This window comes from Tanticharoenia sakaeratensis NBRC 103193, assembly GCF_000963885.1.
In the GTDB taxonomy this organism is placed as follows: Bacteria; Pseudomonadota; Alphaproteobacteria; order Acetobacterales; family Acetobacteraceae; genus Tanticharoenia; species Tanticharoenia sakaeratensis.
In genome coordinates, this window is the sequence record NZ_BALE01000009.1 from 1 (window position 1) to 14603 (window position 14603).

Annotated in this window: 15 protein-coding genes; 8 read left to right on the top strand and 7 right to left on the bottom strand. The window is 62.6% G+C overall.

The features are described 5' to 3' along the window. Nucleotides 1-1298 (bottom strand): MFS transporter (locus B8446_RS02645; RefSeq protein WP_158507514.1); only part of this gene is annotated, 1298 nt, incomplete at its 3' end. A 152-nt stretch (nt 1299-1450) separates the two neighbouring features. Here B8446_RS02645 and B8446_RS02650 point away from each other — a divergent pair. The 3 genes from B8446_RS02650 (at nt 1451) to B8446_RS02660 (ending at nt 5766) form a co-directional block, all read left to right on the top strand. Beyond that, on the top strand, nt 1451-2353 hold the full coding sequence (locus B8446_RS02650; protein WP_048846967.1) for a LysR family transcriptional regulator: 903 nt from the start codon (nt 1451-1453) through the stop codon (nt 2351-2353). Between the two features lie 377 nt (nt 2354-2730). Beyond that, nucleotides 2731-5034 (top strand): TonB-dependent receptor, encoded by a 2304-nt coding sequence (locus B8446_RS02655; protein ID WP_084712017.1) that lies wholly within the window; start codon nt 2731-2733, stop codon nt 5032-5034. A 21-nt stretch (nt 5035-5055) separates the two neighbouring features. Beyond that, nucleotides 5056-5766: a tetratricopeptide repeat protein gene (locus B8446_RS02660; RefSeq protein WP_048846969.1), complete on the top strand. Its 711-nt coding sequence runs from the start codon at nt 5056-5058 to the stop codon at nt 5764-5766. 15 nt (nt 5767-5781) lie between these two features. On the opposite strand, the gene B8446_RS02665 is transcribed toward B8446_RS02660, so the two are convergent. Then, nucleotides 5782-6465, bottom strand: coding sequence for a Fe2+-dependent dioxygenase (locus tag B8446_RS02665; protein ID WP_048846978.1), 684 nt, complete (start codon nt 6463-6465; stop codon nt 5782-5784). Nucleotides 6466-6634: 169 nt separating this feature from the next. Between B8446_RS02665 and exbB the strand changes: the two genes are divergently transcribed. The 3 genes from exbB to B8446_RS16690 are packed head-to-tail and all read left to right on the top strand — an operon-like array spanning nt 6635 to nt 8662. Beyond that, on the top strand, nt 6635-7396 hold the full coding sequence (gene exbB / locus B8446_RS02670; protein ID WP_373277124.1) for a tonB-system energizer ExbB: 762 nt from the start codon (nt 6635-6637) through the stop codon (nt 7394-7396). A 7-nt stretch (nt 7397-7403) separates the two neighbouring features. Next, nucleotides 7404-7838, top strand: coding sequence for a TonB system transport protein ExbD (gene exbD / locus B8446_RS02675; protein WP_048846980.1), 435 nt, complete (start codon nt 7404-7406; stop codon nt 7836-7838). Then, a complete protein-coding gene (locus B8446_RS16690; RefSeq protein WP_264921734.1) occupies nt 7835-8662 on the top strand; it encodes an energy transducer TonB in 828 nt (275 codons plus the stop codon). Before exbD ends, B8446_RS16690 begins: the two co-directional genes overlap by 4 nt. A 69-nt stretch (nt 8663-8731) precedes the next feature. Here the strand turns inward: B8446_RS16690 and B8446_RS02685 are convergent, their stop codons facing one another. Then, nucleotides 8732-10330 (bottom strand): carboxylesterase/lipase family protein, encoded by a 1599-nt coding sequence (locus B8446_RS02685; RefSeq protein WP_048846982.1) that lies wholly within the window; start codon nt 10328-10330, stop codon nt 8732-8734. Between the two features lie 85 nt (nt 10331-10415). Between B8446_RS02685 and B8446_RS02690 the strand changes: the two genes are divergently transcribed. Next, a complete protein-coding gene (locus tag B8446_RS02690) occupies nt 10416-10778 on the top strand; it encodes an arsenate reductase (RefSeq protein ID WP_048846984.1) in 363 nt (120 codons plus the stop codon). A gap of 192 nt (nt 10779-10970) precedes the next feature. Here B8446_RS02690 and B8446_RS02695 read toward each other — a convergent pair whose 3' ends face one another. Together B8446_RS02695 and B8446_RS02700 are read right to left on the bottom strand one after the other, a co-directional pair. After that, a complete protein-coding gene (locus B8446_RS02695; protein ID WP_048846986.1) occupies nt 10971-11384 on the bottom strand; it encodes a CHRD domain-containing protein in 414 nt (137 codons plus the stop codon). A 24-nt stretch (nt 11385-11408) separates the two neighbouring features. Then, a complete protein-coding gene (locus tag B8446_RS02700) occupies nt 11409-11972 on the bottom strand; it encodes an HNH endonuclease (RefSeq protein WP_241767599.1) in 564 nt (187 codons plus the stop codon). A 131-nt stretch (nt 11973-12103) separates the two neighbouring features. On the opposite strand from B8446_RS02700, the gene gluQRS reads away from it, so the two are divergent. Beyond that, a complete protein-coding gene (gene gluQRS, locus B8446_RS02705) occupies nt 12104-12961 on the top strand; it encodes a tRNA glutamyl-Q(34) synthetase GluQRS (protein WP_241767600.1) in 858 nt (285 codons plus the stop codon). Here gluQRS and B8446_RS16695 read toward each other — a convergent pair. Next, nucleotides 12934-13068 (bottom strand): hypothetical protein, encoded by a 135-nt coding sequence (locus tag B8446_RS16695; protein ID WP_264921733.1) that lies wholly within the window; start codon nt 13066-13068, stop codon nt 12934-12936. The two genes, gluQRS and B8446_RS16695, sit on opposite strands and share 28 nt — an antisense overlap. Then, entirely contained in the window at nt 13065-14507 is a 1443-nt protein-coding gene (argH, locus tag B8446_RS02710; RefSeq protein WP_048846992.1) for an argininosuccinate lyase, read from the bottom strand. The genes B8446_RS16695 and argH overlap by 4 nt, the downstream gene beginning before the upstream one ends. Between the last annotated feature and the right edge of the window lie 96 nt (nt 14508-14603).

Sequence of the window (14603 nt, forward strand, 5' to 3'; positions counted from 1 at the left end):
GCCAGCCGGTTCGAATGCAGCCCGCCCCGCCAGCGATGGACCAGATCAATCAGCCAGGCGCCGATGGCGGCCCCGGTCGCGCGGGGCGCGTTGACCAGGCCGGAGGCGAAGGGCCCATCCGCCGGCGTGAGGTCGTTCGTCGCCATCATGACGAGCGGCACGACGATCATTGCCTCCGCCATGCCCTGCAAGGCCTGCCAGAGATAGAACTGATCCCGATACCAATGCACCGTCACGAACGATTCACCGATGCACGCGGCAATGACCAGGCAGATCCCCGTTCCGAGCACGAGACGAGCATCAACCCATGGCTGGTTCAGCACCAGCGCCATGACGGGAAGGAACACGAACTGCAGGCAGGCGATTTCGGTCACGACGATCTGCGCCTGCTCGGGACGGAAACCCATGGCGCCCTGCAGATAAAGCATCGGCAGCGTCGTCGAGCACTGTGACACGATCACGAACAGATTGAGCGTCACCACCCCGTAAGCGAAATTGCGGCGCCGAAGCAGACGAAAGTCCAGCAGCGGCATCGGGTGCAGGATTTCGTTGATGATGAAGAGCGGCAATGCGCTGACCGACAGGACGGACAGAACGCAGATCAACGGACTGTTGAACCAGTCGAGCCGGTCTCCCTGTTCCAGGACGGTGGCACCGGAGGAGACCCCGACTACGACCAGCAGCACGCCGACCCAGTTGAAGTCATTGAACCGGTGCAGTTCCATCGGATCCCGTGGCATGCCGTACCACATCAGAACCGCTGCAATGACTGCGAAGGGCACCGACTGATAGAAGGCGAACTGCCATCCGACGAGATCGGTCCAAAGGGCCGCGAACGCGAAATTGAGGTTCGGATAGAATGTCGCTGTCATGGCGTAACAGGCCAGTCCCCACAGCCGAATAGGCGGGGGCAGGGTGCGCAGGGCGATCGCCATAACCATGGGCACCGTGAAACCGGTGTCCAGACCCTGGAGCCAGCGCTCGATGTAAAGCAGGCTCAGGATATGGGTGAACGGCACGCAGACGGCCGGCAGAACACCGAACGCCGCCACGAACATGGCGAAGCGATAGATGGAGAATGTCTCCTCGCACCACGGCGCGAAGGCCATGCCGCAGATTTCGGCCGACGTATAAAGGCTCTGATACCAGGTGCCGGGATCATGACTGAACCCAAGTCCGCCGGAGACGTCGCCAATGGCTGCATCCGAGACCGTCTCGTTCAGTTCGTTGCCCATCGCGAGCACGATCATGCCGGCCAGGCCGATCAGCGGGCGCACCCGTTGCATCGTCAGAGCCATGTCGATCTTGCACGCTTCACGTCGAAACTCTCCGGATCGGTGACGGAACAGGAGCCGGTTCTGGACGAGCATCGGTGGTGCGATAAGTGCCAATGTTGCAGCATGAGCGTTTCACGTGGTGAAACAGTCGTTTCGCCGCAAACGGATCCGCCATGCCGAGACCGATCGACCTCAACCAGCTTCGGACGCTGGAAGTGCTCCTGGACGAATGCAGCGTCACACGAACCGCGCGGCGTCTGAATACAAGCTCGGCCACGATCAGCCGGGCCCTGGCGCGCATCCGGAGAGATTTCGGCGATGAGATCCTTGTCCCATCGGGACGGGGGCTGGCGCCGACACAACGGGCAATCGATCTGCTGCCTCTGGTGCGGGACATCCTGGAAACCGCACGCGGCCTTTATGACGTCGCGCCGATGCCCGACCTCCGGCGGCTCGCACCGCTTTTTACGGTCGTGATCGCCGAAGCCGTGATGGAAGCCTATGGCGCGGCCCTGACGGCGGCGATCTGGCGCGAATGTCCGGACGCACGGCTTCACTGTCTTGATGAGGTGCCGGTGCTGGAAAACGATCGTCTGCGCCGTGGCGAAGTGGATCTCTATATCGGCGCATTTGGCGAGATGCGTTCCGAAATCAGACGGCAGACGATCCGGTCAGGATTCACGCGCGGCGCCGTCAGGGTCGGCCATCCGCTGTTGTCCCGGCGGGCGGATATCGCGGGCATCATGGAATACGGTCATGTCATGGTTTCGCGCGACGGCGCGATGCGACAGCCGATCGACGACGTGATTGCGCGACACAGCGCACAGAAGCGACGGATCACGCTTGTTGTGTCGACCTACGCCATGGCGCTTTCGATTGTGCAGACGACCGACCTGATACTGGGCCTGCCCGATTTTCTGCTCGATAGTCCGATGGTCGACAGCCACAACGTCGTTCTGCTGCCGGAACCGGCGCCCACGGCGCCGTTCGATATCTTTCAGGCCTGGCATCCGCGTTTCGGCAACGATCCCGTGCATCGCTGGCTGCGCGGCGTTGTTCAACGGGCGATCGCCTGAAACTGAAACGCCCGCTTCGAGAGAGTGGGCGACCGTGATTTGTCCCGGACCGTTCGTTTCATTCGGGGCAACTCTGCGTGGCTGCTGACATCGGGAATCCAGCTGACCTGCATGGCTTTTTCTGCACGGCAGACCATCCGAAGTCCAGGACACATCCGCTGACATCAAACGTCATGAAGTCGCTAATGAGAATCAGTTGCAATAGCAACTGGCGGCCATGTATTGGATGCCGGCCCGAGAACGGGCGATGCCAGCGGCCGTCTCTCCGGCCTCCTTTGCGAAAAATTTGTAGACTAATGCTGCATGATTCGCACGCGGAAGTGAGGAGGGTACTTTTCTGGTGTCGTGTCGCGTCAGAACTGAACAGGTGTCGGTACATGCCCGCAAAGAATCAGACCATCACTCCTCATGCGCCGGTAACAGCGCCTGCTGTGTCGGCATATACGCGACACGCGCTCGCCGTCCTCGCATTAGGGAGCGGTCTGGGGCTCGTGGAGACGCAGGAGGCCCATGCCCAGACAGATGACGGCGCAGCCGGACCGACGGACAGTTCGATCAATCTCCCGGCCGTGAAAGTGCATGGCCAGACGGCCGACAGCAGCAACACCAACAACACCCCGCTCGACATTGGCCGCATGCCGGACACGGTGCGGGAAACCCCTCAGACGATCAGCGTGGTTCCGAAGGACCTTATCGAGCAGCAACGGCTTTTCACGCTGGATCAGGCGCTGGCGAACGTGCCCGGCATCACGATGTCGACAGGGGAGGGCAATGGCGGCCTGAATGGCGACCAGTTTCGTATTCGCGGCCAGCAGGCGCGCGGTGACATCTACGAAGATGGCCTGCGTGATTTCGGAACCTATGTGCGCGATGTCTTCAACACGGAAAGTGTCGAGGTCATCAAGGGGCCGACCGGGGAATATTTCGGCGCGGGCAACATGGGCGGCCTGATCAACCAGACCCTCAAGAAAGCCCATCTGGGCAACAAGCTCGACGTGGACCAGGCCTTTGCCAGCGGCATGCAATATCGCGGCACGGCGGATGCGAATTACGAGATCAACGCCCACACGGCAGTTCGCGTCAATGCGATGTACAACAAGCAGGATGTCGCCGACCGCCGCAACGTGCGCACCGATCGCTATGGCGTGGCGGCCGACGCGGGTTTCGGTCTTGGCACCAGGACGACGTGGCACCTGAACTACCAGTGGCTCGGCAGTCGCGGCACGCCGGATTACGGTGTGCCGATGATCAAGGTCGGCGGCATATCCCGACCCATCACCGAATATGGTCTGGATCGCGACACGAGCTACACGCGAAACTTCGATTTCGATCACTCGAACATTCATATGGTCACGTCGAAATTCGCAGCCAGGGTGGCGCCTTGGCTGAACCTGACGAATGACACGCGCTATACGCATTATCAGCGCGACTATACCGCAACGACGCCGTCTGCCTGTTCGGGCGCCTGCACGACCAGTTTTCTGGCAGGCGGAAATCCGGCCCTGACATATGGCGCCGGCGGCGGTGCGGCCTATCAGCAGAACGGCTGGGGCGTGCAGAATGTCTCGATGGCGCGCGCGCGGTTCAACACCGGCTTCCTGCGGCATGATCTGCGTGCGGGGGTGGATATCAATTACACGAAGGACGAGCGGAACATGGGAACGTTCGTCAACCGGACGAACAACCAGACCATCCGCGATCCCCAGTATTACTATCCCAGCACGTATCTGACCTGGCCCGCGACCGGTTATCGGACAGCCGATGCACGCGATCTTGGTCTTTTCCTGGCTGACAAGGTCTGGTTCACGAAGCGGTTGTCCGCCTTCGGCACGTTCCGCTGGGACAGCTTCAAGAGTACGTATTTCAGTGCGGCCGCGGCATCCTCAGGTGTTCAGCAGCAGAGCTCCAACCGGTTCAGCCCGTCGGCCAGCCTGATGTATGAACCGCTGGACAACACGACCTTCTATTTCACGTTTTCCCGGTCCTACAAGCCGGTAGGAACGGACGTGTCGTCCGAAATCACCAACCAGCCGAGCGTCGGCGATGTCGCGGTCAACGGCCGTGACCTCAAGCCGCAGCGCAGCGATCTGTTCGAGGTCGGCGGCAAGGCGGATTTCTTCCAGAAGCGTCTTGGCGTGACGGCAGCACTGTTCCAGATCAACCAGAACAATTCCTACACCTATGACGAAAACGGCGACATTTTGACGGGCTTTCAGGACGCAGGCACTGGCCGTCGCATTCGCGGTGTCGAGTTGAGCGCGACGGGCAAGATCACGCGGGACTGGGAAATCTATGCGGCCTATTCCTACATGGGCGGCAAAATCACCCATGCGACCACGACCGAAGGCAATCAGGCGCCCCAGCTGCCGCACAACAACCTGTCGATCTGGAGCACCTATAATCTTTCGGATCTGATGCTCCGGCCGGGTCACGGAAAGCTGACGGCGGGCGGCGGCGTGCAGTATTCGTCCGGCTACTGGGCCGATGAAGCCAACACGGCGCGCATGCCCGACAATTTCTCGCTCAATGGCATGGTTTCGTATCAGTTCGGCCGCTATCGCGTGCAATTCAACGCCAACAACCTGACCAACAACCTCAATTACGCATCTGCCTTCAGCACGTCGCGCGCCGTGCCGCTGTCGGGCCGGACGTTCCTCGGCAATATCGGGATAAGCTTCTGATCGATCGGCAGGATCAGGTCGATGCCCGTCGAATTGCCCCGGCAGGTTCAGGCGCAGCTGCTGCTGGGGCAGCTGCATCTGGATCAGGGACGCGATAAGGATGCATTCGCCTATTTCGAGATTGCCGCACGCAGCGGTCATCCGGTGGCGGTGAACATGCTGGGCCGCGCCTACGAGCGCGGCTGGGGCGTCTCGCGCGATCCCCGGTTTGCCGCGCGCTGTTTCGCGGTCGCGGCGAACGGAGGTGACAGCTGGGCGATGTTCAATCTCGCCGACCTGCTGCTGTCGGGCCGGCAGGAACCGTTCGATCGACTGGAGGCCTACCGGCTGTATGTTCGTGCAGCGCAGGGCGGCAATGCCAAGGCCCTCAACATGATCGGGCTTCTGCACGAGGACGGCATCGCGGGCCAGCCGGACAGGGAGAGCGCCCGGCAATTCTTTCAGGCGGCGGCGGAAGCCGGCGACTGTTGGGGATGGCTCAATCTGGGGCGTCTGCGGCTTGAGGACGGTGATAGTCCGAACGCGCTGCCGTGTTTCGAACAGGCCCTGGATACGGGGTTTCCGGATGTCTTCCGTGCGCTCGCCTCATGCCTGCGCCCCTATGCCGATCCCGAACTCCGAAGACTGGCGCGTCAAGCGAAGCAGCGGACCATTACCGGAAATTCGGAGTGTTCGACCGCATCGTCATCGATCGCAGTCGAGGTAGGTGCAAATATGACACCGCCCGGATAGGACAATGAGGTCCTGTTACAGCTCTGCCCATTGCCGGAGCAGATTGTTGTAGGTGGCCGTCAATCCCAGCACGGCGGGATGCGTATCCGGAATGACTTTTCTGGTCTCGATGATGGAGTTGTCGAACTCATGGAGCAGCGCGCGCTTCGTGTCGTCGCGGACCATCGATTGTGTCCAGAAGAATGACGCCCAGCGGCTCCCCCGCGTGATCTGGTTGACGCTGTGCAGGCTCGTCGCCGGATAGAGCACCATGTCGCCCGCGGGCAGCTTTACGGTCTGGTTTCCATACGTGTCCTGAATGACCAGTTCGCCACCGTCGTACTCCTCAGCCGGGGTCAGGAACAATGTGGAGGACACGTCGGTCCGGATGCGGAACCCGGCGCCTGGAATGGGGCGAATGGCATTGTCGACATGGGCATGAAAATGCATGCCGGTATCGTATCGGTTGAAAAGCGGCGGATAGACCCGCAACGGGAGTGCGGCGCTGTTGAATATGGGATTTCGGCCCAGAGCGCGCAGGATGATGTCGCCCAGCTCCCGACATTCCGGCGAATCCTGCGGGATCTGCAGGTTGAGCTTCGCTTTTGCCGACTGTTCGCCGGCGGTGACGCGCCCGTCCGTCCACTCTGCCGTTTCCAGTCGCTGACGAAGATGACGGACTTCGTCCTGCGACAGGACATTCGGAATATGGACCAGCATGACGTGAGCGTTCCCGGGACAGTGGAAAATGAATGGATTAAATCTTGCACATGAGAATGACTCTCATTAACGTCTCCTAGAACGGTTCGGGTGCATGCGCAACTGCGCGAGACGCCGACGCGGCGCCCGACGACATGAAAAACATCTGATCCGGAACAGGAGAGTGCGCATGATCGCGCCGCCCGACATGACGATCCCCGTGTCGTTTTCGCCATGGCACATGTTTCTGGGCGTGGGCCTGGTGGTGCGTTCCGTGATGGTCATCCTTATTGCGGCGGCTCTGGCCACGTGGACGATCTTCATCGCGAAGACCATCGAGCTCGCGCGCCTGAAAGCACGCCTGCGATCCGCGGAAGAGACGCTCGAAGACACCGACACGCTCAAACCCGGGGCCGACTGGATTCAGGATGGTGCCACCATCGTGCACGCGATGGTCCGCGCGGCGGAGACCGAGCGACGCCGCTCTCACGACCTCCCGGAGGACCGCGAGGGCGTCAAAGAACGGATCGTTCTGCATCTGGAGCGGCTCGAAGCCGGGGAAGGACGGCGCCTCATGCGGGGCACCGGTGTGCTCGCGACGATCGGGGCCACGGCACCGTTCATCGGGCTGTTCGGCACGGTGTGGGGCATCATGTCGTCCTTTACGGGAATCGCGGCAGCCCATGCGACGAGCCTTGCCGTCGTGGCACCCGGGATCGCCGAGGCACTGCTCGCAACGGCGCTCGGTCTGGTCGCCGCCATCCCCGCCGTTGTGATCTATAACCATCTGGCGCGTCAGACCGCGGCATGCCGCGCCTGCATCGCGGATCTGACATCGCTCGTCATGCGTCTGGTGTCGCGCGATCTCGCCCGGATCGCGGCGTCGCGCAGCGCCGAGGTGCTGCGCTTCAACCAGCGCGAACTCCGCGCCTCGGTCTCCGTCGCGGAGTAGGGCCGTCATGGCCATCCATATTCGCCACGCCGACGAAGGCGCGTCCGAGGCGTATGAGATCAACGTGACGCCGTTCATCGACGTCATGCTGGTCCTGCTGGTGATCTTCATGGTGACCGCGCCGCTGACCACGGTGAACGTGCCGGTTGAGCTTCCATCATCGACGCAGCAGCCGGCCCCGCGTCCCGACGAGCCTGTCTTCCTCACGGTGAAGGCGAGCCACGATCTTGCGCTGGGAGAAGACGATATCGCCGCATCCGACTTGAGCGCCGCGCTCGAGAAGGCGACAAAAGGCAACAAGGACGAGCGGATCTTCCTCCGCGCTGACAAGTCGGTGGATTACGGGACGTTGATGGACGTCATGGATCGCCTCCGTCAGGCAGGGTATCTCAAGGTGGCGCTCGTGACCCTGCAAGGTCAGAAGGCCGGGGATACGCCGTGATCGGGGAAGACCTTGCAGCGCCATCTGCATTTCGTCTCTGGCATCTGGCCCAGTCTCGAAGCGATGACCGGCGGCTTGCAACGCTCTGGGGCAGCGCGGGCCTTGCGGTCTGCCTGATCACGGGCTTGGGCAGCTGGTGGGCCTTCAGACATGCGCTGCCACTGCCGGCGGCAGTTAGTGCACCGCCTCCCGCCGCGATCAGTATCGATCTTGCGCCAGTACCCCAGCCGACCCCGACCCCGCCGCAGGACGTGGCCCCCGGACCGCAGCAGACCGCTGCGCCGCCGCCGCCCGAGCCGGACGCGCCGCCGCGTGTGGAAGCGCCCCCCGTTCCGGCGCCGCATCCGCCGGTGCCGGTTCCGAAGGCAACGCATTCCCGAAAGCTTACGCAGAAAATCAGGGCACACGCGCCGCCTGTTCCGCCATTGCCGGCGGCCACCGCCACGGCGACAAGCGCTCCCCTGGGAACGACGACCGCCACCCGGTCGGCGAGCGCGGCTGACGCCAGCCCCGCGTCACAGCCGTCTCATGATCCGATTACTTGGCAGGGGGCGCTTCTGGCGCGTCTGGAGCGGTTCAAGCGCTATCCGGCCGAAGCGCAGGCTGACCATCAGGAGGGCACGGCCATGCTGCATTTCGTCATGGATCGGCGCGGCCATGTCCTGTCGGCCAGTCTCACGCACGGCGCCGGCTATGAGCGGCTCGACCGTGAGACACTGGAGCTGATCCGGCGCGCCGAGCCCCTGCCGGCACCGCCGGACACGGTACCGGGCGAGCATCTGAGCCTCACCGTGCCGATCGAGTTCTATCTCGAGCAGCATTGATCAGGGGCGAGCAGGTCAGTGCACATCGGGCAGCCATGGTAATAATGCGCCTGATTTCCATGCGTGGGTCTATGGGAACAGCCTGTTGGGGATGTCGGTGTGCTGCGCCCAGAAATCACAGTGATGGGCCGCATATCGTGTCGTTCGCGGTCCGATGCTGTGGTCACCCGGCAGGCTGATCCACAGGACAGCGTGCGTTCTTGCATCGTAAGGCGGCCAGCGACCGGGTTCGTGCACCAGCGAGACCCAGACCTGTGCCATCCGGTCCGCAAGGATATCCTGCTCGGGCGTGAGATTGCGACTGCGCGCACGGTAGCCGAACAGATAGGGCAACTCGGACGTGTGTGATGCACCTCCGTCAAAGCCGGGCGGTCGAGGCAGGCTCAGGGCCAGCGAACGAAACGGCGGGGCTCTGCGGTCACCGAATTCGTACATTGCCGTCGGCCGAATTTTCGAGACTGCGTCGGCAAACTGATAGCTCGGGCAGATGATCATCTGGTCAGACCGGATCGCGGCGAGCACGTAAAGCGGCTCGCGCCCGGCCGTGGGATACAGGCGATCCAGATCCTGTCGGATCGGCCCGTAATCGCGTGCGATGATCGCGGCGAACCGATCGGACGACATCGGATACATGCCTGCGAAAAAACCGCGCAGCTCGTCCTCGTCATATCCGATCACGACCGGGCCGGGTGCGATGTCTCCGGCCGCAATCGCCGCCATCGGTGCGCGCGGCAAAAGCGCGCTTCCGACAGGCGTCACAGGAAAAAGAGGGCGAGGCACACGGCTTTTATCCGGGAGAGCGATCTCGGAGGTTGTCCAGACACGATCCCATGCGGTCTTGAGCGCCGATACCGGCTTGCTGCGCAGGCAGCGCAGAGCCGTGCCCGGATCATCACAGCCGACCTCATGCGCAACCATGCGTCCCATCGCCTGTGCCGTCTCCAGCGTCGGTCGCGGCCGACAGAACGTGCTTTGCATGATGCTGGCCTGAAACAGCCCACGTGCCCCGGGCGACACCAGCAGGTCACAGACATCGGCTGCCCCTGCTGACTCTCCAGCCAGAAGCACATGGGCGGGATCGCCGCCGAAACGTGCGGCATTCGCTTGAGCCCATTTCAATGCTGCGATCTGGTCTCCAAGCGCGAGACTGCCGTCAGGGCCATCTGGCAGCGCGAGAAAGCCCATGATCCCATATCGATAGGCCGGCATGACGACGATGGCATGCGCCGCCCGGGCCATACGCGCACCGTCATAGATATCGGTCTCACCGCTGGTATTGCCGCCGCCGTGAAAAAACACCACGACCGGCAGATGCGCGTTTTCCAAGGCGCCGGCCGGGCGCCAGACGTTGAGATAGAGACAGTCCTCGTTGTCCCGTGCAGGGCCGTCGGCACTGAGATCGGCGACGCAGCCCTCGTGGCCGATCCGCGCATCCCGTATCCCGTGCCACGCGTCGGGAGGCGCTGCGGGCATCCAGCGTTGCGGTCCTGTTGGAGGTATCGCGAACGGCACGCCCATGAACCGGTCGACCCCACCTTCGGATACGCCGCGCAAAAGCCCGGCCGTTGTGCTGACCGTCGGTACCGCTGACGCGGCGAGGGATGATTTGGCCCAGAAAAGGGAAGCGAGGACGAAAGCAAGAGCTGTGATGGTGCAGGTTTTTTTCATGCGCTCTCGCGTCCGCCTTGTCTCGGAGAAATCCATTGCGGAATCGACACTACATGCTTGATGTGCCTCGTGCTATCTTGGCTACATGAACGACTGCACGACGATCTACGGGATCAAGGCCTGCTCCACGATGCAGAAGGCGCAGGCGTGGCTTGCCGCGCATGGCGTGGACGCGATTTTCCATGACTACAAGAAATCCGGGATCGACGCTGAAACGCTTTCCGCCTGGTGCGCGAAGGCAGGATGGGAAAAGCTTCTGAACAGGTCCGGCACCACGTTCCGCAAGCTCGACGAGGCGGACAAGCACGATCTGGACGCGGCCAGGGCCCAGACCCTTATGTTGCGCCAGCCGTCGATGATCCGCAGGCCGGTGCTTGTTCGAAACGGCCGGATCCTCATCGGATTTTCACCCGAGACATATGCCGCGTTTTGCGATGTCTCTGACTGACCTGCGAAGTGACCCAAGGCAGATCGAGACGCCCGGCAACGAGTGGCTGATTTCGATCGCGCAGGAGCGGGCGTTGAGTCCCGACTTCCATGACGCGCGGGTTTTGTGCGGAAATGGTCCGCATATATAAACCGACAATCACGCGCGGCCGAAATTGCCGTCATTCAAATGACGGCAACTGCCGGAGCGCGCTTATTTTGCCATCAGCTGAGCGCGTGCCTCGCCGTCGGCATGGGCCGCTGTGTGAAGATTGAAATACGTCTTGCCGTCCTGGATGTCCTTGACCTGATCGGCGGTCAGATGAAGCACACCGTGCATCTTCGTTGTATAAGGTCCCGGCACGGGCACCAGCACGCCGGCATCTTGCCCGTCATCAGCCGGGCCATGCAGGTGGATGGCGTTAATCGGCCCGGTCAGGCCGCGATAATGCAGGTGATAGGTGAGCGTATCCTTTACGGTATCGAGCTTGCCGCCGATGCCTCCGCCGACTGTATTGGTCGCGCCGTGCTCGACCTTGAACTGCCCCTGAACATGCAGGACTTCGGCTGACGCCGGCAACGAGACGGCAAGGCCCAGAGCGAGGGCCGTAATCGAACGATAACGCATGCAAGAACTCCGGTGATGGACCCGTCAGCTCGCCTCGAGCTCGGTGTCCCAATATAAATAATCCCGCCAACTTTCATGAAGATAGTTTGGCGGGAAGCTGCGTCCGTTTTCCTGAAGAAGTCTGGTGCTGGGCTGCGCAGGCCTTCGTTTCGGATGCATCCCGATCTCGTGCGGCAGCTTCGAGCCTTTCAGGAGATTGCACGGACTGCAGGCTGCCACGACATTTTCCCATGTCGTCCGGCCGCCGCGCGCACGCGGAATGACGTGATCAAACGTCAGATCGTGCGTCTGAAGCCTGTCATGACAATACTGGCAGGAAAAATTGTCGCGCAGAAAGACGTTGAACCGCGTGAACGCAGGCTTGCGCGCGGTCGGCACATAGTCCTTCAGCGCGATGACAGAGGGCAGGCGAAGCGACACGCTCGGAGAGTGCACTTCGCTGTCGTATTCGCTCAGAACGGACACACGATCGAGACAAACGGCCTTGACCGCTTCCTGCCACGACCATAGCGACAGCGGGAAATATGAAAGCGGCCTGAAATCCGCATTCAAAACGAGGGCTGGGTAATGCTGACCGCCAACAGTCACGGCTTCCATCCTCATGTCGAGACGGCGTGGGCGGCAACTGGCGGGCGACTCGTAACGGGCCAGGTGATGCGCGCCGTCGATATCTTCAGGCAAAGTATTTCAGGATTCGCCGCCACCCGCAAGCACGCGGCATGTTACAGTCCGATGTCGCCATGAAGCCCTCTCACCGCACACGGTTCGCACCGAGCCCGACCGGCTTCCTGCATCTCGGCCATGTCGTCTCGGCCTGCCATGCACGCGATATGGCAGGCCCGGCGGGCGAGTTCCTGATCCGGATCGAGGACATCGATCGGACGCGCTGCCGGCCGGCGTTTGAGCAGGCAACGCTGGAGGATCTCGACTGGCTCGGCATTCGCACCGGTCTGCCCATCCGGCGCCAGTCGGATCACCTTGCCGACTACCGAGCGACACTCGATGCCCTGCGCGCACGGGGGCTCGTCTATCCCTGCACCTGCACGCGCACGGACGTCATGCGCCACGGATGCGAGACCGCGCCGGATGGCAGCATGGTCTATCCCGGGATCTGCCGCGATCCTGCCCATCGGGTTGAGGACCGGCCTCCGGTCTGGCGGCTCGACATGGGCCGCGCGCTCGACCTCGTCGGTGAACCGGGCTGGCTGGAGGAAGGAAGCGGTCGCGTTGCGTCACGCGCTGCCGCGTTCGGCGATGTCGTGCTGGGGCGGCGGGACAGCGGCGTGTCATATCACCTGTGCGTCACGCATGACGACGCGCAGCAGGGCATCGATCTTGTCACGCGCGGCATGGATCTGTTTGCCGCCACATCGGTTCATCGTGTGCTGCAACGCCTGTGCGGCTGGCCGGAACCTGCCTACGCCCATCATCAGCTCGTCTGTGATGCGGACGGGCGGAAACTCTCGAAAAGGGACGGCGCCGCTGGCATTCGGACACTGCGGGAAACCGGTGTCGACCCGCAAACGATCCTGACAGACGCGCGGGCGCTTTACTCCGGCGGATACGTCAACGGGTAAGTGATCTTGTCGGCGGGCCCGGGCGCATGGGGCGCGCCTTTCTTCCCACAACCGGACAGGCCGGTCGCAAGTCCCAGGCCGATCAGCACCACAAGCAGCGCTCTCATGCGTCTTCTCCCAGCCGGTCGATCCAGAGCTGCGCCGCACGGGCAACATTGGATGGTGCCGTGCCGCCATGACTCGTGCGCGAGGCGAGGGAGGCCTCGACGGTCAGGACGGAAAACACGTCATCGGTAATCGCGGGTTCGACGCTCTGCATGTCCGCCAGCGATAGCCCGGACAGATCACACCCTCGCGCTTCGGCCATAGCCACCAGCTTGCCGGTCACATGATGGGCGTTCCGGAACGGCATCTTGAGGACGCGCACGAGCCAGTCGGCAAGATCGGTCGCCGTCGCGAAACCCGATCCCGCGAAAAGCCGAAGCCGTTCGACATTAGGCGCCAGATCCCGCACCATGCCGTCTGTTGCCGCGATGGACAGCATGGCCGCGTCGGTCGCGGCAAACACCGGCTCCTTGTCCTCCTGCATGTCCTTCGCATAGGCGAGCGGCAGGCCCTTCATGACGGTCATCAGCCCGATCAGGTGCCCCGCAATCCGGCCGATCTTCGCGCGGACCAGTTCGGCGGCATCGGGATTGCGCTTCTGCGGCATGATCGAGGAGCCGGTGGTGAATGCATCGGACAGCGTCACGAACCCGTAGGGCCCGGAGCACCAGATCACGATTTCCTCGGCAAAGCGCGAGAGATGTATGCCCAGGATCGACAGGGCCGAGAGATACTCCAGCGCAAAATCCCGATCCGAGACCGAATCGAGCGAGTTGGCGGTCGGTCGGTCGAAACCCAATGCCTGCGCGGTCGCATGGCGGTCGATCGGAAAGGACGTGCCCGCAAGAGCGGCGGAACCCAGCGGACACTCGTTCAGGCGCGCGCGGGCGTCCGAGAGGCGTCCACGATCGCGCGCCAGCATTTCGACGTAAGCAAGGAGATGGTGTCCGAACGTGACCGGCTGGGCGACCTGAAGATGCGTGAAGCCCGGCATGGGGGTCGCGTGAAATTCCATCGCGCGCGTGCTCAGCGCCCGCATGAGGCTGACCAGCCGCGCGTCGATCGCATCGATCGCATCACGCACCCAGAGCCTGAAATCGGTTGCCACCTGATCGTTCCGCGAACGCGCGGTATGCAGGCGCTTGCCCGGCTCGCCGATCCGTTCGGACAGGCGCGCCTCGATGTTCATGTGAATGTCTTCAAGGCCCGGATCGAAATCGAAGCGTCCGGCCTCGATCTCGCCTGCGATATCCGCGAGCCCCGCCCGAATGGCAGCCTCATCGTCGGGCGTTATGATGCCTTGCGCGCTGAGCATCCTCGCATGGGCGAGCGAGCCGCGAATGTCCTGACGCCACAGGGCGCGATCGAAGCCGATCGACGCGTTGATCTCGGCCATGATCGCGGACGGCCCGCCGGCGAAACGGCCTCCCCATTGCGGGTTTCCCTTGCCCTGAACGGATGAGAGCTGGTCCAGGGAGGGCGGGCGCGATTGGTCAGACATGGGGGTGGGATGTGGTCCATCTGGTTGTATCATGCGCACCTGAGATCAGGCGCAGGGGCGCGAGCGTATCCACCGCCCGAGCCGCGCGCAACGCGT